Consider the following 21,370-nt stretch of genomic DNA (forward strand, 5'->3'; position numbering starts at 1 on the left):
CCGGCGCTACCGGTCCCCGGCCCGTGGTAGCGCCGGGCCATGCCCGGCGGATTCCCCATCCCCTCGCAGCATCTGCCGAAGGTCCTCCCGGAACAGCCGATAGCCGGCCTCGCGGCGTGCATCACCGCCCTGCCGCAGCACCCACGCCGGATGCACGGTGGCGTAGCCGCGGGTGCCGTCCTCCAACGTGTGCCAACGTCCTCGGTCGTGCGACAGATTGAAATCCCGGCCAAAGACCGAGGCTGCCGCGGTTGCGCCCAGGCAGACGATGATCTGCGGCCGCACCCGCGCGATCTCGCCCATCAGCCACGGCCGGCAGGCCTGGATATGGCGGCTTTCCGGACGCTTGTGCAGCCGGATCCTGCCGCGGCGCTCATGGTGGAAGTGCTTCACCGCATTGGTCAGGTACAGCGTGGCTCGATCGATTCCCAGCTCGGCCAGGGCACGGTCCAGCAGTTGGCCAGCCGGGCCGGCGAACGGCTGGCCGCGCAGATCCTCGACGTCGCCCGGCTGCTCGCCGACCACCATGATCCGGGCATCGACCGGGCCTTCACCGAACACCACCTGCGTGGCCGCTTCCCACAGCGGGCACTGGCGGCAGGCCAGCGCCTGTTGGCGCAGTGTCTGCAATCCCTTGGTGTCGGCGGCGGGCATTGGCGCCCGCGCAGGTATCTTCCGCTGCGGTGCCTGCGCTGGCCGGTCATGCATTTCCTGCACGCGATCGCCCGCATCGCGCACCAGGCGCGGCAGCAGCTGGGCCTCGGGCAGGTGGCGCCAGTACTTGGCCGGCATCTCCTGCATCATCATCCGGGTATTGAGCCGGGCTGGATTGAAGATGCTGGCGTAATAGGTCTGCCACAGCGCCTCGCGCGCATCCTCGGCCGGGGCGTCCTCTCGCCGTGCACCCGGCCCGAAGGCCAGTGCCTGTCCATCCCATGCCACGCTGCGTGACGGTGTCAGGATGGCCCAGCGCATGCCGGTGAAGCGGCGCGCGAAAAACGGCGCGACCCGGTCGACGATGTGGTGCTGCGGCTCGAACCAGGCGATGAATGCATCAGGCTGGCCAGGCACCTCGCGGAAGCGCACGAACGCCTTCATCTTGTGGGTATCGCGGCGAACGGCCTTGGCGAGCGCGGTTGCGCGCAGCACGTCGGCATCGGCGGGATTCGACAGCACCGAGCGCTCGCCATGGGTGATGCGCCACAGCAGCCGGTACAGCAGGGCCATGCGTTGCACATCGCGATGACACAGGCAGGTGGCCGCCAGTTCAAGGAAGTCGCGCGGGACGTTCGGCACGCCGGCATCGGCCAGCATGGGCGCGGAGCTGACCGCGGGCGCATCCAGCAGTGATGCGTCGCTGCCCTCCAGCCAGTCCAGCTGTTCCGGTGCGATGCCGCGCAACAGGGCATCGCGTGCACCGTTGCGCCAGGCCTCCAGCGACCACGGCGGATCCACCCGCAGCGACCAGCGCTGTGCGTCAGGCTGACGGTGGGGCATCGAACAGCGATCCCTGACGGGGCGGTGGGGCCAATTGGGCGCGCAGCGCCGCCGGATCGTCCAGCGCCCTGCGCGGGTGGTGGTCGGCCAGCAGCACGAATGGAAGCAGTTTGCTCATCGGCGCCTTCAGGCGTGCCACATCGGCAACCCGCAGGCGACCGTGGCGGCGCGCCATCAGCACCCGCTTCACATTGCGCACGCCCAGCCCGGGTACCCGCAGCAGCATTTCCTTCGGCGCGCGGTTGAGATCCACGGGGAAGCGTTCGGGGTGGCGGATCGCCCAGGCCATCTTCGGGTCGATGTCCAGATCGAGCATGCCGGCCTGGGTGGTATCGGTGATTTCATCCACGCCATAGCCGTAGAAGCGCAGCAGCCAGTCGGCCTGGTACAGGCGGTGCTCGCGCTGCAGGGGCGGCGGCTGCAGCGGCAGCTGGCGGCTGGCATCCGGAATCGGGCTGAAGGCGGAGTAGTACACCCGGCGCATCCGGTAGTTGCCGTAGAGCGCATCGGCGCTGGCGAGGATCTGCCGGTCGTTGGCGCCGTCAGCGCCGACGATCATCTGCGTGCTCTGCCCGGCCGGTGCGAAGCGGGGAGGGCGCGGACGTCCGCTGCGGGTGGCTACCGGCGCGACCACCGCTGGCGCCTTGCGCGCTTCCTTGGCTTCCTCGATGCGCCAGCACAGCTCGCCCATCGCACCGCGGATCGACTGTACGGTCTTCTCCGGTGCCAGCGCGCTCAGCCCGGCTTCGGTGGGCAGCTCCACGTTGATCGACAGCCGGTCGGCGTAGCGCCCGGCGCTGGCCAGCAGTTCAGGCGACGCTTCGGGAATGGTCTTGAGGTGGATGTAACCGGCGTAGCGGTGTTCCTCGCGGAGTTGCCGCGCTACTTCCACCATCTGCTCCATGGTGTAGTCCGCATTGCGGATGATGCCGCTGGAAAGGAACAGGCCCTCGATGTAGTTGCGCTTGTAGAAGTCCAGGGTGAGCGCGACCACCTCGTCCACGCTGAAGCGCGCGCGGGGCACATTGCTGGACACGCGGTTCACGCAGTACGCGCAGTCGTAGACGCAGAAGTTGGTCAGCAGGATCTTCAACAACGAAACGCAACGGCCATCCGGCGTATAGCTGTGGCAGATGCCCATGCCTTCGGTGCTGCCGATGCCGCCGCTTGCGCGTGAGTCGCGCTTGCCCGAGCCGCTGGAGGCGCAGGAGGCATCGTACTTGGCGGCGTCAGCCAGGATGGCAAGCTTGCGGATGGTTTCCATTGCGGAAACCTACGGATGAGCGGTCTCAATGGATGAGATCGGCCCTGAATCCTTCAGGCTTGCGCCGGGCATGGCCCGGCGCTACCGGTGTCGAAAGAGCTGCGCGGATCAGAACCCGTGGGTGATGCTTGGCGCGCCGGCCGAGAAATCCGCGTAGGGATCGTGCTCGCCGCTGCTGCCTTCGGACAGGCGGAACTTCAGCGCCAGGCCGTCGCGCGAGTCGGCGGCGCGCAGCGCTTCCTCCTGCTCGATGGTGCCGGCCTTGGCCAGCCGGAACAGGCACTGGTCGAAACTCTCCATGCCCTCTTCCAGGGATGCTTCCATCGCCGCCTTGATCTCGTGCACCTGGCCGCGACGCAGCAGGTCGCGGATCATCGGCGTGTTGAGCAGCACTTCGGTGGCCGGCAGGCGACGGCCTTCCTTGTTCTTCACCAGGCGCTGGCTGATCACCGCGCGCAGGTTCAGCGCCAGGTTCATCAGCACGTTCTTGTGCGCGCTTTCCGGGAAGAAGTTGAGGATGCGCTCGATGGTCTGGTCGGCGTTGTTGGAGTGCAGGGTGGCCAGGCACAGGTGGCCGGTCTCGGCGAAGGCGATCGCCGCCTCCATTGTTTCCGCGTCCAGGATCTCGCCGATCAGGATCACGTCCGGCGCTTCACGCATCGCGTTCTTCAGCGCGTTGTGGAAGGCATGGGTGTCCAGCCCGACCTCGCGCTGGTTGACGATCGACATCTTGTGCTTGTGCAGGTACTCGATCGGGTCCTCGATGGTGAGGATGTGACCGGTGGTGGTGCTGTTGCGGTGGTCGATCATCGATGCCAGCGAGGTGGACTTGCCCGAGCCGGTGGACCCCACCACCAGCACCAGCCCACGCGGGGTCATGATGACGTCCTTCAGCACCTGCGGCAGGTTCAGCTCTTCGATGCTCGGAATCCGGCTGCGGATGGCGCGGATGACCATGCCGACTTCACCGCGCTGCTTGAACACATTGACGCGGAAACGACCGGCATCGGGCAGGGCGATGGCCATGTTGAGTTCCAGCTCGCGCTCGAACTGCGGTACCTGGCCTTCGTCCATCAGCGAGTAGGCGATCTTCTTGACCATGCCCGGCGGCAGGCCGGTATTGCCCAGTGGATAGAGCTTCCCCTCGATCTTGATGTAGACCGGTGCCCCGGTGGTCAGAAACATGTCCGAAGCGTTCTTTTCGGTCATCAGCTTCAGGAAGTAGCCGATATCCATTGCGAATTTTCCCCAACGAAACGGCCGACGCCCGTTGCCAGCACGGTGTCGGCTTGACGACAATGGCCGTGAACCGACAACCGGTACGGCCTCCCCAATGAAACGACTTAGCTTCGCACGAATGCGCCACAGCCTGTATGTGATGGCGTTTGCATTCGCACTGTCTGCCCCCGCCTGGGCGCAGGATGGCGCGATGGAACTGGCCCAGGCCCGGCAGGCGGTCGACAAGGCCACCCAGGCCGATGCCGACCAGTACGCCCCGGACCTGATCGGGCTGGCCCGGCAGGGGCTGGAGCAGGCCCAGCGCGCCGCCGGCGACCGCCGCGAGCGCAAGAACGCCCCGGCAATGGCCCTGCGTGCCGCCGCCGATGCCGACCTGGCCCGCGTGCGCAGCGAGGAAGCCACCGTGACCGCCCAGCTGCAGCTGCGCCGCAACGAGGTCAACCAGCTGCAACGCCAGCTGTCGACCGGGGAGGATCGCCGGTGAAGCCGATGACTGCCGCAACCCTGGCCGCGCTGCTGGCGCTGCCTACGCTGGCCGTGGCCGCTGACAACCCGATGGTGGCGCAGCTGAGCCAGCGCCTGATGGCCATCCAGGCCAACCCGGATACCGCTGAGCTGGGCGCCTTCGAGCGCATGCAGGCCCAGCAGGCCATCGCCACCCTGGACAAAGCCAAGCGCCGCGACCAGGAACTGGCCACCTACCTGGCCGAGCGCCGGGTGGAGATCGCCGAGACGGCCGTGCGTACCGCGCTGGCCGCCCGCGAGGTCGACCGCCTGGAGCGGACCCGCAGCGACCTGCTGATCGAGGCCAGCCGCCGCGACGCCGCGCGCGCGCGCCAGGAAGCCGAACAGCTGCGCATGCAGGCACAGATGCAGGCCGAGGAGGCTGAACGCCTGCGCCAGGCTGCCGAGGCCGAGACCCTGGCCCGCCAGGACGCCGAGAACGCCCTGACCAGCGTGGCCGGCAAGCAGCAGCAGCGCCTCAGCGCCGCCCAGCAGAACGCCGCCAAGCTGGCCCGCGAGGAAGCCGAGCTGGTGTCCGGGCAGAAGCTGCCGGGTTCGAAGTTCGATGGCCGCGGCGAGGTCTTCACCTTCCGTGGCGATGCGTTTGCCGCCGGCGCCTCCAGCCTGTCCGGCGGCGCCCGCAACCAGGCCAAGGCGTTGGCCGAATACCTGAACATCGGCAAGAAGGGCCGCCTGCGCATCGAGGCCTACGACAGTGCCAACGGCGTAGGCCAGAAGCGTGCCGAGGCCCTGCGTGACGCACTGGTTGCTGCGGGTGTCGCGAGCAACCGGATCCAGCTCGCCGGCAAGAAGGCGGCCTCCACCCAGGCACGTTCGGCCGAGGTCATCATCGCCCCGTAATTGCTTGATATCGTTTGTTTTTCGTTGTGATGAGCATTCAGCCTGAACCCCGCCCCGGCGGGGTTCGGTCTTTTTGACGCAGGGGTCTTGTACCCCGCCTTGAGCAGGCGTAGGGTCAATCGTCCGGGACGCAATGCCGCGGACCGGACGATGGGAGGGCCGGGCCGATGCAAGCAGGGCGCGAACCGCAGCAGATCGACGTGCGCAGGCCAGTGCCGCAGGTCGTTGCAGGCGTCCAGGTGGCCATCGACCGGCGCTCCTCCATGAACAACGCCCCGTGCCTCGCGGCCGGGGCGTTCGTGTATCTGTCGAAGGAGGTCCATCATGTTTGAAGATCAGCCCCAGAGCGAGATCGACGCACGTCGCGCGCGTGATCCGGAGTTCAGGGCACTCCATGACCAGCACCGCAAGTTGAACAAGAAGTGCATGGACGCGGAGTTGGGTGTACTCCCGATCGATGATGTCACCCTGGGTCGCATGAAGCGCGAGAAGCTGCTGGCCAAGCAACGACTTCTGCGAATGTACGAAACACCGCTCCCAACGACGTCCCCCACGCTTTGACGCACCCCGTCACGCCCGGAACGGCGTGACCCGGCCATCGATGGCCCCCGCCGGGCGCTCCTGCCCCGGCATCGCGGCACCGCCGATGAGGCGGCCGCGCCAAGGCACCACAGGCGGTGGTGCCTTGGCCTGCAGGCACAACTCACCGATGCGGGCGGTACCGGTCTCCTCGTCGATCCGGGGCCGTCCGCATCTCTTTTTGCGGGCTTGTGGGCCGTCGCCGCGCCGACCTGACATTCATCGCCATCCGACGGATAATCACCGGTCCGGCCCTCTGCGGCGCGAACCGAAAGTCCTCCGAATGCCCATTCATTCTTCCGTCCTCGAACTCATCGGCCAGACCCCGATCGTCAAGGCCCAGCGCTTGGACACCGGCGTCTGCGAGCTCTACCTGAAGCTCGAAAGCGCCAACCCGGGCGGATCGATCAAGGATCGCATCGGCCTGTCGATGATCGAGGCGGCGGAGAAGCGCGGCGACCTGAAGCCGGGTGCGACCCTGGTGGAAGGTACCGCCGGCAACACCGGCCTGGGCCTGGCCCTGGTCGCGCAGCAGAAGGGCTACAAGCTGATCCTGGTCGTTCCCGACAAGATGAGCCGCGAGAAGATCTTCAACCTGAAGGCGATGGGCGCGGAAGTACGCTTGACCCGCTCGGACGTGGCCAAGGGCCATCCGGAGTACTACCAGGACCTGGCCAAGACCATCGCAGAGCAGACCCCGGGCGCCTACTTCATCAACCAGTTCGGCAACCCGGACAACCCGGCTGCCCACGAATTCGGCACCGGCCCGGAAATCCTGGAGCAGATGGGCGGCGACCTCGACGCCATCGTGTTCGGCTGCGGCAGCTCCGGCACCATGACCGGCCTGTCGCGTGCCTTCGCCAAGCTGTCGCCGAAGACCGAGCTGGTGCTGGCCGATCCGGTTGGCTCGATCCTGGCCGAGTACATCAACGACGGCAATCTGAACGACAAGTCGGGCAGCTGGCTGGTGGAGGGCATCGGCGAGGACTTCCTGCCGTCGATCTCCGACTTCAGCCGCGTGAAGAAGGCCTATGCCATCAGCGATGCCGAGAGCTTCCACACCGCGCGCGAACTGCTGGGCAAGGAAGGCATCCTGGGCGGTTCGTCCACCGGCACGCTGCTGGCCGCAGGCCTGAAGTACTGCAAGGAGCAGACCACGCCGAAGAAGGTGCTGGTGCTGGTGCCGGATACCGGCAACAAGTACCTGTCCAAGATGTACAACGACTACTGGATGCTGGACAACGGTTTCCTGCAGCGCCCGCAGCATGGCGACCTGCGCGACCTGATCCTGCGCCCGTACGGCCAGCGCGACACTGTCGTGATCGGACCGAACGACCTGCTGACCACCGCTTACCAGCGCATGAAGCTGTACGACGTGTCGCAGCTGCCGGTGATGGACGGTGACCAGCTGGTCGGCATCGTCGACGAAAGCGACGTGCTGCTGCACGTCTATGGTGACGAAGCACGCTTCCGCGACACCGTTGCCACGGCGATGGTCAGCAAGCTGGACCGGCTGGACGTGAAGTCGCCGATTGAGGCGCTGCTGCCGGTGTTCGACCGCGGCCAGGTGGCGATCGTGATGGACGGCAATGCCTTCCTGGGCCTGATCACCCGTATCGACCTGCTGAACTATCTGCGCCGTCGCGTGCAGTAAGCCGCCGATCGCAGACGTTCGCTGCTGAATCCCGGTTTATCCGCGTCAAAGGTCGTTAAGGCCGCGCTGGTAGACTTCCGCACCTTCGACGGCGCCGAGCTTCGGCGCCCCTCAGGAAAGAACATGTCCAACGCTACTTCCCAGGATCGCGCCCTGGCCCTGGCCACGCTGGCCATCCACGGCGGCCAGTCGCCCGACCCCAGCACCGGCGCGGTGATGCCGCCGATCTACGCCACCTCGACCTATGCGCAGTCCAGCCCGGGCGAGCACCAGGGCTTCGAGTACTCGCGTACCCACAACCCGACCCGCTTCGCCTACGAGCGCTGCGTGGCGTCGCTGGAAGGTGGCACCCGCGGCTTCGCCTTCGCCTCGGGCATGGCGGCCAGCTCGACCGTGATCGAGCTGCTGGACGCTGGCAGCCACGTGGTGGCGATGGATGACATCTACGGCGGCAGCTTCCGCCTGTTCGAGCGCGTGCGCCGCCGCACCGCCGGACTGGATTTCAGCTTCGTCGACCTGACCGACCTGGCTGCGTTTGAAGCGTCCATCACGTCGAAGACGAAGATGGTGTGGATCGAGACCCCGACCAACCCGATGCTGAAGATCGTGGACATCGCCGCGGTCGCCGCCATCGCCAAGCGCCATGGCCTGATCGTGGTGGTCGACAACACCTTCGCCTCGCCGATGCTGCAGCGTCCGCTGGAACTGGGCGCGGACCTGGTGCTGCATTCGGCCACCAAGTACCTCAACGGCCACTCGGACATGGTCGGTGGCATGGTGGTGGTTGGCGACAACGCCGAACTGGCCGAGCAGATGGCCTTCCTGCAGAACTCGGTGGGTGGCGTGCAGGGCCCGTTCGACAGCTTCCTGGCCCTGCGTGGCCTGAAGACCCTGCCGCTGCGCATGAAGGCGCACTGCGCCAACGCGCTGGCGCTGGCCCAGTGGCTGGAAAAGCACCCGGCGGTGGAGAAGGTGATCTACCCGGGCCTGCCGTCACACCCGCAGCACGAACTGGCCGGCAGGCAGATGGCCGGTTACGGCGGCATCGTCTCGATCGTGCTGAAGGGCGGTTTCGAGGCGGCCAAGCGCTTCTGCGAGAAGACCGAGCTGTTCACCCTGGCCGAATCGCTGGGCGGCGTGGAAAGCCTGGTCAACCACCCGGCGGTGATGACGCATGCGTCGATCCCGGTTGCGCGCCGTGAACAGCTGGGCATCAGCGATGCGCTGGTGCGGCTGAGCGTGGGTGTTGAGGATCTGGGGGATCTGCAGGTGGATCTGGAGAGGGCGCTGGGCGCGTGACACAGCGGCCAGCCCGGGAGCACACACATCGATGAAAGACGTTGTCGTCCATACACCGAACTCGATTTCCGAGCGTACCAACCTGTTCAATGCGCCCAGGAAGCTGGCGCGGAGCATCTGGATCCATCGCAGCCTGATCGTGCAGATGACCCGGCGTGAAGTGACCGGACGTTACAAGGGGTCGTTGCTCGGCCTGGCGTGGTCGTTCTTTAATCCGCTGCTGATGCTGGTCATCTATACGTTCTTCTTCTCGGTGATCTTCAACGCCCGCTGGGGCACTGATGCCCCGGGCGGCAAGGCTGCATTCGCGATCATCCTGTTCTCCGGCCTGATCATGCATACCTTCCTGGCCGAATGCATCAACCGTGCTCCCGGTCTGATCGTGGGCAATGTGAACTACGTCAAGCGCGTCGTGTTTCCATTGGAGATTCTTACGCTGATCTCGATGGGCTCGGCGCTGTTCCACGCGGCGATCAGTCTCCTGGCATTGTTTGCCGCGCAGCTGGCCTTCATGCAGGAGATGCACTGGACGGTGGTGTTCCTGCCGTTGGTGATGTTGCCCCTGGTCCTTGCGGCCATGGGCCTGTCATGGATCCTGGCCTCACTGGGCGTGTTCGTCCGTGACGTGGGGCAGATGACCGGTACGGCAATGACGATCCTGCTGTTCCTGTCACCGGTGTTCTATCCCATCAGCGCGCTTCCCGAGAAGTACCGTGGCTGGCTGATGCTCAATCCGCTGACCTTCATCATCGAGAATGCGCGCAAGGTGATCGTGTTTGGAACCTATCCTGACTTCCGCCAGCTGCTGGTGGGTACGGTGATCGCCGGTGTTGTTGCCATATTCGGCTTCTGGTGGTTCCAGAAGACCAGGAAGGGGTTTGCCGATGTCCTCTGATGAAGTAGCAATCAGTGTCCGTGGCGTCAGCAAGCGCTATGAGATGTATGACACTCCGCGTCAGCGGCTCAAGCAGTTCTTCGTTCCGGCACTTAACCGTGTCTCGCCGGGCCTTTGCCACGACCAGTTCCGTGAGTTCTGGGCGCTGCGCGACATCGATTTCGAGGTCAAGCGCGGTGAGGCGGTTGGCATCGTTGGTCGCAACGGCAGCGGCAAGAGCACGCTGTTGCAGATCATCACAGGTACGTTGTCGCCGACCACTGGTGAAGTTCGCACCAGCGGGCGCATCGCGGCGCTGCTGGAGCTCGGGTCGGGCTTCAATCACGAGTACTCCGGACGCGAGAATGTTTATCTCAACGGCGCACTGCTGGGCCTGACACCGGCCGAGATCGACGAGAAGTTTGATGCCATCGCCGGGTTCGCCGATATCGGTGACCACCTGGAACAACCCGTCAAGACATACTCCAGCGGCATGCTGGTGCGCCTGGCATTCGCCGTGCAGGTGCAGTTGCGGCCGGACATCCTGATCGTTGACGAAGCCCTGGCCGTGGGTGACGCGCTGTTCCAGAAGCGCTGCTTCCAGCAGATCGAGCGCCTCGTCAGTGACGGCGTATCGTTGCTGTTCGTTTCCCACGACCAGGAGTCGGTGCGCACGTTGACCAATCGGGCGCTGCTGTTGCGCGATGGCCGGCAGATCGGCTGGGGTACGTCTTCGGAAGTGATCGTGAGCTACCGGCGACTGCTGCATGAGGAGGAGTCGCGCTACTTCTCGTCATTGACCGAGAAGATCGCGGCGTCGGCAGCCCTCCACAAGCAGGAATCGGAGCCTTCGCTTCCCGTGCTGCCCCCCGATACGCAGGCCGATGCGGCTTCGTCGCCGCCGGTCGGAGAGGAAGAGGTGGCCCAGGGCGCACGCTCGGGCAACATGTCATTCGGCGACCAGCAGGCCTTCGTGGTGAAGGTGGAGACGCTGGACGAGGCAGGTGACAACGTATCCGTGTACTACCCCTCGCAGCGCATCACCATTCGTGTCGAATGCGAGAGTCGTGTCGCGATCAGCAATTTGAATGTCGGGATCCGCATTCGAAACAAGGAAGGCTTCAAGATCTACTCGTGGGGCACCTTGAATCAGGACATGAAGCGCCTGGCAGGCCTGGCGGAGGGCGAGGTCTTCTGGAACCGCCAGTTCGCCGCGGGGGAGAGGTTCAGCGTCACGTTCACCTGCGATTGTGATCTCGGTGTCAATCTGTATGAAATCCAGGCCGCTGTGTCGTTTGAAGAGCGGCCGGACTACACCAGCCAGCGCATACTGCACTGGATGGATGAAGCGGCTTTCTTCCAGGTGCTGATGCGCAGGGACGAGCATTTCTTTGGCGGTGTCATCGACCTGAGGATGCAGGCCGATTGGGATCGTTAGCGATGGGTGTGTGGACATGGGTGAGAACGAGAGCGTAGCGGTCTACCAGCTGCGTTGGGACCGGTGCTGGAGTGCCGGAGTGGAGGATGACCATCCGGCAATTGCTGCGTTCGCGCAGACCATCCTGGCCACTGCCGGTGCAGGCAGGGTGCTGGATGTTGGCTGTGGCCGCGGCGGGCTGGTCACCGAGCTGCTCAAGCAGGGCCTGGACGCCCATGGTGTCGATGTATCACAGGTCGCGATCACTGCTGCGCAGCAACGTGCGCCGGATCGCTTCATCTGCGCCGCTGCAACGTCACTGCCCTATCCTGATGGCCATTTCGATTGTGTCGTGGCCAACGGCCTCATCGAGTACCTGGATGAAGCGGATGTGCCGCGCGTGCTCTCCGAGCTGCGGCGGATCTGCCGAGGGCAGCTGCTGGTGCGCGTGCAGGTGTCGGCGGTCGTGACGGAGGGCGATGGCCGGCAGGTCATCCAGGGGCGCAGCTGGTGGGAGCAGAAGTGCTTCAACGCGGGCTTCCGCAAGCACCCGGGCTACTTCGACCTGATCAACTTCGAGTCGCTGAACTTCGACGATGATGTGATTCTGCTGGCGCTGGAGGCGATGCCAGCGGTGGCGGGCGATGCAATGCACGACTCCTGCTGCAGCACGGGTATCGCGGCAGACGCTGAACTCTACAAGTACCACTGGGCGGCCGGTTATGTACGGCCGGGTGACCGGGTGCTGGACCTGGCGGCAGCGACTGGAGCAGGCAGCTATCTGCTGTCACGCCGCTCCGAGGCGGACACGCTGTACTGCGTGATCGATCCCGCCGCACGTATGGCCTTTGAAGCGGCCTACGCCGCAGTGGAGCCCCGTCTTCGCCCGACGCTGGCCGGCGCAGCGCCTGAAGTCGATTTTGTCGCGGCGCTTGGTGAGCCGGTGACGCGCGGGACGCTGGAGGGCTTGCTGGGCTCCCTGCAGGATGGGGTCTCGCCTGGAGGTCGCGTACTTCTGTCGCTGGTGGCTGATGGAGGCGACGCCGCGGAGTCATGGCCCGTACTGCAGGATCTGCTCCCGCCCGGCTGGTACCTGGAACAGGCCTTCAGCCTGCTCGGTGGCATTCCCCGGGGCAGGGGCGGTGCGGTCCGTGCATTTTCTCCCTGCGGGCTGGAGTCCGCGGTCACGGTGCCGAAGGACGCCGAGTTGTTGCTGGTCGTGATGCGGGATCCGCTGGCGAAGGGGTTCATCTACCGCGAATCGGTCTATGGATCCAGTGACAGGCCGGCTGAAGTACTGGAATTCGCCCGCGACTATCGAAATCCCTGGCTGCTGCGTGCGCTGGTGGAGTTCCCGTTCCGTGCACGCAATCCGCAGGTACTCGCCGATATTGCCCGGCGCGTGCTGGGGGAGCCTGCGAACGAGGGTGCCCCGGACGTGGCGGCTGCATTGGCGGTGCTCGGCTACCAGATGCTTGAACGTCAGGAGCTGGCAGCTGCGGAGGTCAACGCCCTCATCAGGCGGATGGTGGAGCACCTGGATCGCGCCATCCCCTCGCCACACGCGGTGCGCTGGTCGATCTCGCTGCGCTATCTGTGCGCGTCCCTGCTGCGTCGTATCGGTGACCTGGATGGGGCGCTGGAAGCGCTTGATGCGGTTGTTGCCGTTGACTGGCGCTCGTTCAGCCCGACCATCGGTACCAAGATTGTCGATGCTGCCTACGAGGCCGGACAGCTGCTGGCCGCGGCCGGTAGGCTGGAGCAGGCCCGTGCCCGTTGGTGCATGGCCAGTGAAGTCGCGTTCGAGATGCTTGCGTGCGGGCATGAGGCCTACCTGGGTGATTCGCAGCAGCCACAGCAGTTCGCGTCGATCGTCGGCGTGGAACTTCTGGACTCGGCAACACGCAGCATCAAGGCGCTGCGCTGGTCGTCTCCGGCGCGGCAGCTGCCCCAGGAGCGGCTGCTCGAGCAGAGCCGGCAATGCTGGAAATGGATGATCCGCGAGCGTACCGACTCGATCGCATCCCAGGCGCGCCTGCTGGACCAGCGTTGGCAGATCCTGCAGTCGCTGGACCAGATGGTGTCCGAACGGGACGTTGCCATTCGGGCGCTGGAGCAGATGGTGTCCGAACGGGACGTTGCCATTCGGGCGCTGGAGCAGATGGTGTCCGAACGTGACGAGGTGGTTCAATCCCAGGGGCACCTGATCGATGCCCGCGATGAATCGATCCGTTCGATGACTGCCTTGATCGACGCGCGCGATGAGGCTCTGCAGGGGCAGGCCGACCTCCTGGAGGCTCGCTGGAAGGTGATGACCCATATGGATACCGAAATCGCGGCGCGTGACCAGATCATTGCGAGCCTCAACCAGAAGCTCGGCAAGTAGTCCATCCCAACGACAAGTACGAAGAAATAAGGAAGAACAAGGATGAAGATCCTGGTAACTGGCGGCACCGGCTACATCGGCTCGCACACGTGCGTGAAGCTGGTCGAGCAGGGTTACGATGTCTGCCTGGTGGACAATCTCTGCAACTCGTCGGCACGTGTGGTAGACCAGCTGGCCAGGATCATCGGCTTCACTCCCGAATTCCATCAGATGGACATCCGCGAGCCGGCGTTCGCCGAGCTGCTGCGCAGCAGCGGTGCCGAGGCGGTGATCCATTTCGCCGCGCTCAAGTCGGTGGCCCAGTCGGTCGCCGATCCGCTTTCCTACTTCGACAACAACATCACCGGCACCCTGTGCCTGCTGCGGGCCATGAAGGACGCAGGTGTCGGCAAACTCGTGTTCAGTTCATCGGCCACGGTCTATGGCGATGGCAACACCTCGCCGATCACCGAGTCGGCCGGCCTTGGTGCGGTCAATCCCTATGGCCGTACCAAGCTGGTGATGGAACAGATGATCGGCGATCTGACCGCCTCCATGCCGGAGTTCGGGGCAGCGCTGCTGCGCTACTTCAACCCGGTCGGTGCCCACGAGAGCGGATTGATCGGCGAGGATCCCAACGGCCCGCCGAACAATCTGATGCCCTACATCTCGCAGGTTGCGATTGGCCGTCGTGCCGCATTGAACGTGTTCGGCAATGACTATCCCACCAGTGACGGCACGGGAGTGCGCGACTACGTGCATGTGGTCGACCTGGCCGAGGCCCATGTACGTGCCATCGATGCCCTGCAGAAACACCCGCGGGGCTTCACCGTGAACCTGGGAACGGGGCGCGGCTATAGCGTGCTTGAGGTGGTGCATGCATTCGAGCGGGCGTCGGGCCAGAGCATCGCGGTGGACTTCGCACCACGCCGGGAAGGTGACGTGGCCGAGTGCTTTGCTGATACGGGCCTGGCCGAGCAGTTGCTGGGCTGGAAGGCGCAGTTCGACCTGCAGCGCATGTGTGAGGACAGCTGGCGCTGGCAGACGCAGTATCCGAGAGGCTACCAGGACGCTTGATCAGCGTCCTGGGTGGTGGGCTGGTTCAGAACCAGCCCTCGCCGATGTAGCGGCACCACTGACGGAAGTCGTGGATGGCGCGGATGCGGTACAGGCGCGCGCCCACGCGCTTGCGCAGGCTGACATGTTGCGGGATGTGCTTGAGACGCTCGTTCTCGTCGGCAACATAGCGCGCCCAGAAGTGCTCGTTGCGTTCGCGCAGTTCGGTGCGGTCGACCGCAGGCATCGTGTGCATCTGGCGAAGCACTGCCTCGAACTGGGTCGAGGAGGTATCCCAATCGGGCCAGGCCTCGGCCGTGGCAATCGCGTTGTGCTTCAGTCGCTGGAGTTCGTCCGGAGAGTCCTTCAGCAGATTCAGTGCATTGACTACGCCGGCCTCGTCGTCACGCTGCAGGACCAAGGCATTCTCGCCATTGCGGATGTACTCGTCGTGGCCGGTGACGTTGTAGACGATCGCGGTGCCGCCGCAGTGGAACATCTCCAGAGGCGGCCCGAACATGCCCTCGACATAGCTCAGCTTGACGATCACATCGCACGAGCGGTAGATCGCGGGAACCTGGTCAATCGGAACCCTTGAGAACAGGCGGTCGACTCCCGGGTACCAGCGCAGCTGGCTGGACGTCAGCAGCCAGGTCTGATCGGCACGGCTGGTCCTCGCCAGTTTCAGGCTGCGGCCGACGTTCTTGAAGAACACGCCGAAGGGTCCTTCGACCAGCACGCGCAGATCGCGACCACGCGGTGCGTGGGCCGGGCCGTCCAGGCGGTAGAGGTCCTTGCGGATGCCATTGCGCACCAGGCGGGCATCGTTGCCGTGGCGTTCCTGCAGGTGCTGCTGGATCCAGGTTGCTTCGGTGACGACCGGGAGTCCCAGATCGTAGGTGCTGTCGACCAGCGACTGCAGAGGCCGTTCCGCGTCCGGGTAGAAGCGCGATTCGATGGACTGCACGAAGTAGGCATACTGGTCGGCATTGATCTTGTGCAGTTCGGTGGCGGTACGCCACCAGGTGGCGATCGCCAGGTCGAAGTGCTCCTCGCCCAGGTCCCAGATCTGCACGATCCGCAGGACATCAAGCGCGGGGTGCCATTTGCGTTGGCTCGCGACATAGGGGTACTGCAGGACCAAGGTGACGTCATGCCCTTCCTGGATCGCATGCAGTGCATGCTGGAACACCACGTAAGTACCACCGCTGATGTCGGCAGAGCCGACAAAGAACGCAATTTTCATTCATGCTTCCCGGTGATCAATCTTCAATGCCGCGCAGTCGACCTGATGCGTAGCGCGAGGCAACCCAGCGGCCGCCGCGTTGCAGGCAGGTCAACAGGGGCCAGAAGCCAAGGTTGTCCACGCCATTGCGGCGCAATGACAGGTAGAAACGAAGCTTGTCGATGAACGAAGGTTGATGTGCGCCGACATCGAAGGTGGAATGGTTGAACACGCCGAAGTTCTCGACGTGGTAAACGTTCTCGAACCACTCGATTGCGGCCTGGTCCGGCTGCAGCAGCATGCGTGCATGCGCGTGCGTAGCCAGGCGTTCCAGCTCGCGGGCAGGGATGTTGTGGTGGCGGAAGACGCGGTCCAGTTCGACGAACAGGTCCCACAACTGGGCTTGCAGCGGTGCGACCTTGCTGCGGAACAGCGATTCCTCGCTGAATTCCTGGTGGCTGACCACGGGCAGGCCGCTGGCATCGAAGCCGTAGCGCAATGCGGAGCCATGGTCGGCCGCGAGCACGACTTCAAACAGGGCTCGATTCTCGTTGAAGATGGCGAAGTTGCGGCTGGTGCTGCCGATGCAGGAGAACAGCAGGCCATCCTTCCGGTTCCGGTCCGAAGCCGAGCCGCTGGCGACCAGGCCGATGTAGTGGCCCTGTACGGCTGTCAGGCCGGTATCCGCGCCGATCACGATGGCCGAAATATTGTCCTGGATGGTGCCCTTCCAGCCCACATCGACCAGGTGCAGGGTCGGGGACGTGGGGTCGGCACCGAACGCGTCCAGATAGGCGAGGAACGCAGAGCGGCGCGCAAGGCGTTCCTGCTCATAGGTCTGCTCGAACAGCGCGTCGGTGCGCAGGCGGGCGAAGACTTCGCTGGACGGCAGGTCTTCCTGGATGGCATCGGCATCAACGCCAAGGCGCTCGGCCAGTTCGGCAGACATCGAATGCAGGCCAAGGCTGGACAGGAAGTCGTTGAGCGAGATGCGCCGGTACTGGCGGAACAGCGTCTCGAAGGTCTCCTGGGCCAGTGGCTGCAGTGACGGCAGCAGGGTGGCGCGGCGCGAGACCTCAAGATAATGGCTGCGGATACGGACTGCGCCCTGAAGCTGCCGGGTGTTCTGGTAATGGTCGAACAGGCGCTTCAGGAACTGGCCTTCACGGGCCAGGAAAAACACATCGCGGGCGCCCTCGCGGACCAGGCGCGCATGCAGGCGGTCGATGAAAAGGTGGAGCGTGAGCGCAAGCTCGCGGAACACGCCGGCACCGCCGTCGAGCAGGCGATTGATGTCGGTACGGGTGCGGGCAATGTCGGCGGCGCGCTCTGCCAGTACCTGGTAGTGGGCATGGCGTTGGCTGCGATCCAGGTGAATGGCGTGCAGGCCTGCGGCCCTGGCGTTGTTGAAATCTGCGTGTTCGTTGTCGCCGATCATCACCACCTGACCGGGAGCGATGCCCGTTTCCGCCAGCACGCGGGCATACATTCCACTGCCGCGCTTGGTCGTGAACGAATCGCATGATACGAACATGCGCTTGAACGCTGAATCCAGCCCATGATGGGCAAGGAACTGCCGGAAGACGTCGGTTTCAAGATAGAAGTCGCTGACCAGCCAGCATTCGACGCCCTTCGCCGAAAGCTCCCGCACCAGGCCGACGACCTGCTCGTCCAGTTGCTGGGTAGACAGTTCCAGCGACACTTCCAGATCCAGCGCCAGCGTAGTGAACGCGGCACGAGGCATCGACTGCAGCCCTGCATTGGCGTCCCAGAGTTCGGCATAGACCTCGCTGGCGCGGAATTCGCTGTCCAGTCCGGGGCCACGATCAATGGCGCAGTGGGCGGCCTCGCGTGCGTTGCGCTGGCGATACAACTCGGGGCCGTCCGGGCCGCCGGGAAACACGCGGGCAATCCCCTCGGCCCACAGCCGCTTTACATCCTCCGGGTGGATGCCCCGGGATACCAGGGTATCGAAGTAGTCGAAGCAGACCACCGAAGGCTGAATGCGTTCAATTTCACTCATGACCCGCTGTGGGTCGATATCGGTGCAATGCTGTTGGGTCATGGACTGTCGTGAATGGCCTGTAGCGAAAGGGGGCGGGTTACGCAAGAGGGGAGGGTGATGGTATCAGCGTCGCCCGGGACCGCGGTAGCGCAAAGGTGGAGGGGCTCGGATATCATGTCCGGCTGAAAACGACACGGCCTGAATGGGCCGCGCGCCGTTCATCCGAAGGATGTGGACCCAGGACCCGCAATGAGCATTAACAATCCGGACGGCAGATTGTTGTCTATCGTCGTACCCTGCTACAACGAGGAAGAGGTGCTGGCCGAGACGCTGCGCCGCCTCTCCGAGACCGCGGAGACCCTTGAGGCCCGCGGATTGAAGGTTGAACTGGTCTTTGTCGACGATGGCAGCCGGGATCGTACCCGCGAGCTGCTAAGGCGCTATGCCGCCAGTGATCGTCGTGTCCGCATGCTGGGCTTTGCACGCAATTTCGGCCATCAGCTGGCGGTAACCGCTGGCATCGACGCGGCGCGCGGCGATGCAGTGGTGTTGATCGACGCCGACCTGCAGGATCCGCCGGAAGTCATCGCGGAAATGGTCGATCGCTGGGAAGAGGGGTTCGACGTTGTCTATGGAACCCGCACGGACCGCCCGGGTGAATCACGGTTCAAGCTGGCTACCGCGCGGGTCTTCTATCGCGTGCTCAACCGCCTGTCCGATGTGCCGATCCCGCTGGATACGGGTGACTTCCGCTTGATGAGCCGCAATGTCGTCGAGGTGCTGAAGTCGATGCCGGAGCAGGATCGCTTCGTTCGCGGGATGGTCAGCTGGGTGGGTTTCAACCAGATCGCGTTGCCCTATCGCCGCGACAAGCGCTTTGCCGGCGAAAGCAAATATCCGTTGCGGAAGATGGTGCGCTTCGCGACCGACGGAATCCTGTCTTTCTCGGCCAAGCCACTGCAGCTTTCGGTGACGCTGGGCGTGCTGAGCTCGTTGCTCGCGATGCTGGTCATCGTCTATTCGCTGGCCATGCGCCTGTTTACCCAGGAATGGGTGCCGGGCTGGACCGCACTGATGATCGCGGTGCTGTTCCTGGGGGGCGTGCAGCTGATCTGCGTTGGCATCCTGGGCGAGTACATCGGCCGCATCTACCGTGAGGTCAAGCGTCGCCCGTTGTACATCGTGCAGGAAACAAGGGATGGCACCACGGTCGTCAGGCCGGCGGAGGCTGGCGAATGAGCGGGACCCGAAAGGTCCTGCGACTGCTGGTCGGGGTGGGGGTGGCAGGCTTGTTCGGCTGGCTGGTGCTGCGCCAGGTCAGCTACGAGCAGCTGAGCAATGCCTTTGCCAACGTCGGCTGGGGCTGGCTGGGACTGGCCCTGCTGTGCTTCCTGCTGGGCTACTCGGCACGCATCGAGCGCTGGCGCCGGATGCTGGCGCGCGACAATGCCGCCCTGCGCTGGCGCGACTGCGCGGGACCATTCATGGGCAGTTTCGCCATGAACAATGTATTGCCGATGCGCGCTGGCGACATCCTCCGTGCCTTTGCGTTCAATGACCGTCTTGGCGTTACGTCCGGTGTTGTGGTGGCGACCCTGTTCGTCGAGCGCCTGCTGGACCTGCTGATGGTCGTGCTGCTGCTTGGCATTGCGTTGTGGGTCAGTGGCGCCAGTGATTCGCTGGCCGGCGGTGTCGGGATCTGGACGCTGGCGGCGGCAGGGCTGGTGATTGCCCTGGTGTTGTTGTTCCCGGGCGCGTTCTCGCCGTTGCTGGCCTGGGGCGGTCGCCTGCTCTCGCGCATTTCGCCCCGCATCGGAGCCCGCGTGCAGGGTGAGCTGTTGAAGGGGGTCGATACCCTCGGCCATCTTTCCGGCAAGGGCACCATGGCTGGCCTGATGCTGTGGTCGGTGCTTGCCTGGACCGGTGAGGGGCTGGTGTTCTACCTGTGCGCCAAAGCGCTGGCCAGCCTCGCGGTTGCCGCCGCAGCCTGGCTGGCTTTGCCGCTGGGAACCCTGGCCACGCTGCTCCCCGGTACACCTGGTTACGTGGGTACTTTCGACTACTTCGTGGTCAGGGCGATGAAGGCGATGGGCAACGGTGTTGCCGAATCGACTGTCTATGCCCTGCTGGTCCATTTCATGTTGTGGCTGCCGCCGACAGTGATCGGCGGTCTGTTCCTGATGACCCGCTCGATGCGGGGCAAGCCGTCTTCCGAGGATAGGAAATGAAGAACAAGAGCGTTGCCATCATCGGTGGCGGATTCACCGGTCTTACCGCCGCCTATGAACTGGCGCGCAATGGCGTGCAGGTGACGGTGCTGGAGGCAGAAACCGACGTTGCCGGCCTGGCTGCGGCATTCGACGTCGGTGGGGAGAAACTGGATTGCTTCTATCACCACTGGTTCACCAACGACCTGGAGGTCATGCAGCTCATCGACGAGCTGGGCCTGAACGATCGGGTTGAAGTGAATCCGACGAATACCGGCATGTACTACGCCAACAACTTCTTCCGCCTGTCCACGCCCTGGGACCTGCTCAACTTCACACCGCTTTCGTTCGTCGATCGCATCCGCCTGGGCCTGCTCGCCCTGCGCGCGCGCAGGGTCAAGCATTGGATGGAGCTGGAAGGCCTGACCGCGTCCCAGTGGCTGAAGAGCCTGGGCGGCGAGAAGGTCTATGAGGTGGTGTGGGAGCCGCTGCTGAAGGGCAAGTTCGGCCCTTACGCCGACACGGTTTCCGCCGTATGGTTCTGGAACAAGCTGAAGTTGCGTGGCGGTAGCCGTGGCAAGGGCGGTGAAGAGCGCCTGGCCTATTTCCGCGGTGGCTTTGCGAGCCTTGCCGAGGCGTTGGCGGCCCGCATCGTGGCGTTGGGGGGCAAGGTCATCACCGGTACCCGTGTCGACAGCTTCGCCCCCAAGGGTGACGGCTGGCAGTTGCAGACAAGTGCCGGCCCGATCGATGCCGACAAGGTGCTGGCCACCACCGCGCTGCCGCTGGTGGCCGACATGGTCTCCGGCTGGGCGTCGCCGGAGTATGTGCAGTCGTTGCAGCGCATCCAGTACATCGGCAATGTCTGCCTGGTGCTGGAGATGGACCGCAAGCTGTCTGATACCTATTGGTTGAACGTCAACGATCCCAGCTTCCCGTTCGTCGGCGTCATCGAGCACACCAACTTCGAGCGTGCCGAGACCTACGGTGGCAGCCATATCGTCTACCTGTCCAAGTACCTGCCGCATACGGATGCGCTGTATTCGATGGACCGTGATCAGTTCCTCGACTTCGCGTTGCCCTATCTGCAGAAGATGTTCCCTGCACTGCGCCGTGAGTGGATCACCAAGCACCACCTCTGGCGCGCGCGCTGGTCCCAGCCGGTTGTCGAGAAGTTCTACAGTCGCCTGATCCCGGAAGTGCGCGGGCCGGAACAGGGCTTCTACCTGTGCTCGATGGCGCAGATCTACCCGGAAGATCGTGGTACCAACTATGCGATCCGTGAAGGTCGCAAAGTGGCGCACGCAATCCTCGGGGGCTGAGT

General features: G+C 64.5%; 17 protein-coding genes. 12 read left to right on the forward strand and 5 right to left on the reverse strand.

Annotated elements, in window-relative coordinates; genetic code table 11:
- Nucleotides 1-6: 6 nt before the first annotated feature.
- From QP552_RS02520 to QP552_RS02530, 3 genes are all read right to left on the reverse strand, one after another.
- Nucleotides 7-1,497, reverse strand: coding sequence for a UdgX family uracil-DNA binding protein (locus tag QP552_RS02520; RefSeq protein WP_286074882.1), 1,491 nt, complete (start codon nt 1,495-1,497; stop codon nt 7-9).
- Nucleotides 1,478-2,761 carry a putative DNA modification/repair radical SAM protein gene (locus QP552_RS02525; protein WP_286074884.1) on the reverse strand — a complete coding sequence of 428 codons (1,284 nt, stop codon included), beginning with the start codon at nt 2,759-2,761 and terminating at the stop codon, nt 1,478-1,480. Before QP552_RS02525 ends, QP552_RS02520 begins: the two co-directional genes overlap by 20 nt.
- 108 nt (nt 2,762-2,869) lie before the next feature.
- Entirely contained in the window at nt 2,870-3,997 is a 1,128-nt protein-coding gene (locus QP552_RS02530) for a PilT/PilU family type 4a pilus ATPase (RefSeq protein ID WP_004141526.1), read from the reverse strand.
- Between the two features lie 121 nt (nt 3,998-4,118).
- On the opposite strand from QP552_RS02530, the gene QP552_RS02535 reads away from it, so the two are divergent.
- The 9 genes from QP552_RS02535 (at nt 4,119) to galE (ending at nt 14,630) form a co-directional block, all read left to right on the forward strand.
- Nucleotides 4,119-4,484, forward strand: coding sequence for a DUF4398 domain-containing protein (locus QP552_RS02535; protein WP_005407961.1), 366 nt, complete (start codon nt 4,119-4,121; stop codon nt 4,482-4,484).
- A complete protein-coding gene (locus QP552_RS02540) occupies nt 4,481-5,365 on the forward strand; it encodes a hypothetical protein (RefSeq protein ID WP_005407962.1) in 885 nt (294 codons plus the stop codon). Before QP552_RS02535 ends, QP552_RS02540 begins: the two co-directional genes overlap by 4 nt.
- Before the next feature lie 324 nt (nt 5,366-5,689).
- The gene (locus QP552_RS02545; protein ID WP_005407964.1) at nt 5,690-5,926 is read left to right on the forward strand and encodes a YdcH family protein; all 237 of its coding nucleotides are present in this window, start codon (nt 5,690-5,692) and stop codon (nt 5,924-5,926) included.
- Between the two features lie 301 nt (nt 5,927-6,227).
- Nucleotides 6,228-7,598 carry a pyridoxal-phosphate dependent enzyme gene (locus tag QP552_RS02550; protein WP_049397548.1) on the forward strand — a complete coding sequence of 457 codons (1,371 nt, stop codon included), beginning with the start codon at nt 6,228-6,230 and terminating at the stop codon, nt 7,596-7,598.
- A gap of 123 nt (nt 7,599-7,721) precedes the next feature.
- Nucleotides 7,722-8,897, forward strand: coding sequence for a cystathionine gamma-synthase (locus tag QP552_RS02555; RefSeq protein WP_106550209.1), 1,176 nt, complete (start codon nt 7,722-7,724; stop codon nt 8,895-8,897).
- 31 nt (nt 8,898-8,928) lie between these two features.
- Nucleotides 8,929-9,792 carry an ABC transporter permease gene (locus QP552_RS02560; RefSeq protein ID WP_106550208.1) on the forward strand — a complete coding sequence of 288 codons (864 nt, stop codon included), beginning with the start codon at nt 8,929-8,931 and terminating at the stop codon, nt 9,790-9,792.
- Nucleotides 9,782-11,209: an ABC transporter ATP-binding protein gene (locus QP552_RS02565; protein ID WP_286074885.1), complete on the forward strand. Its 1,428-nt coding sequence runs from the start codon at nt 9,782-9,784 to the stop codon at nt 11,207-11,209. The genes QP552_RS02560 and QP552_RS02565 overlap by 11 nt, the downstream gene beginning before the upstream one ends.
- A gap of 16 nt (nt 11,210-11,225) precedes the next feature.
- Nucleotides 11,226-13,574 carry a methyltransferase domain-containing protein gene (locus QP552_RS02570; RefSeq protein ID WP_286074886.1) on the forward strand — a complete coding sequence of 783 codons (2,349 nt, stop codon included), beginning with the start codon at nt 11,226-11,228 and terminating at the stop codon, nt 13,572-13,574.
- 42 nt (nt 13,575-13,616) lie between these two features.
- The gene (gene galE, locus QP552_RS02575; protein WP_099551431.1) at nt 13,617-14,630 is read left to right on the forward strand and encodes a UDP-glucose 4-epimerase GalE; all 1,014 of its coding nucleotides are present in this window, start codon (nt 13,617-13,619) and stop codon (nt 14,628-14,630) included.
- Between the two features lie 25 nt (nt 14,631-14,655).
- On the opposite strand, the gene QP552_RS02580 is transcribed toward galE, so the two are convergent.
- Nucleotides 14,656-15,855, reverse strand: coding sequence for a glycosyltransferase family 4 protein (locus QP552_RS02580; protein WP_106550205.1), 1,200 nt, complete (start codon nt 15,853-15,855; stop codon nt 14,656-14,658).
- Between the two features lie 16 nt (nt 15,856-15,871).
- Nucleotides 15,872-17,857, reverse strand: a complete 1,986-nt coding sequence (locus QP552_RS02585) for an HAD family hydrolase (RefSeq protein WP_286074887.1) — start codon at nt 17,855-17,857, stop codon at nt 15,872-15,874.
- 213 nt (nt 17,858-18,070) lie between these two features.
- Here QP552_RS02585 and QP552_RS02590 point away from each other — a divergent pair, with 213 nt between their 5' ends.
- Genes QP552_RS02590 through QP552_RS02600 form a run of 3 tightly spaced genes read left to right on the forward strand, consistent with a single transcriptional unit; the run spans nt 18,071 to nt 21,368 of the window.
- The gene (locus tag QP552_RS02590; protein WP_286074888.1) at nt 18,071-19,078 is read left to right on the forward strand and encodes a glycosyltransferase family 2 protein; all 1,008 of its coding nucleotides are present in this window, start codon (nt 18,071-18,073) and stop codon (nt 19,076-19,078) included.
- Nucleotides 19,075-20,067, forward strand: coding sequence for a lysylphosphatidylglycerol synthase transmembrane domain-containing protein (locus QP552_RS02595; RefSeq protein WP_286074889.1), 993 nt, complete (start codon nt 19,075-19,077; stop codon nt 20,065-20,067). The genes QP552_RS02590 and QP552_RS02595 overlap by 4 nt, the downstream gene beginning before the upstream one ends.
- The gene (locus QP552_RS02600; protein WP_106550202.1) at nt 20,064-21,368 is read left to right on the forward strand and encodes an NAD(P)/FAD-dependent oxidoreductase; all 1,305 of its coding nucleotides are present in this window, start codon (nt 20,064-20,066) and stop codon (nt 21,366-21,368) included. Before QP552_RS02595 ends, QP552_RS02600 begins: the two co-directional genes overlap by 4 nt.
- Nucleotides 21,369-21,370: the final 2 nt, after the last annotated feature.

The sequence above is a fragment of the Stenotrophomonas sp. 59 genome (assembly GCF_030291095.1).
Taxonomy (GTDB): domain Bacteria; phylum Pseudomonadota; class Gammaproteobacteria; order Xanthomonadales; family Xanthomonadaceae; genus Stenotrophomonas; species Stenotrophomonas maltophilia_Q.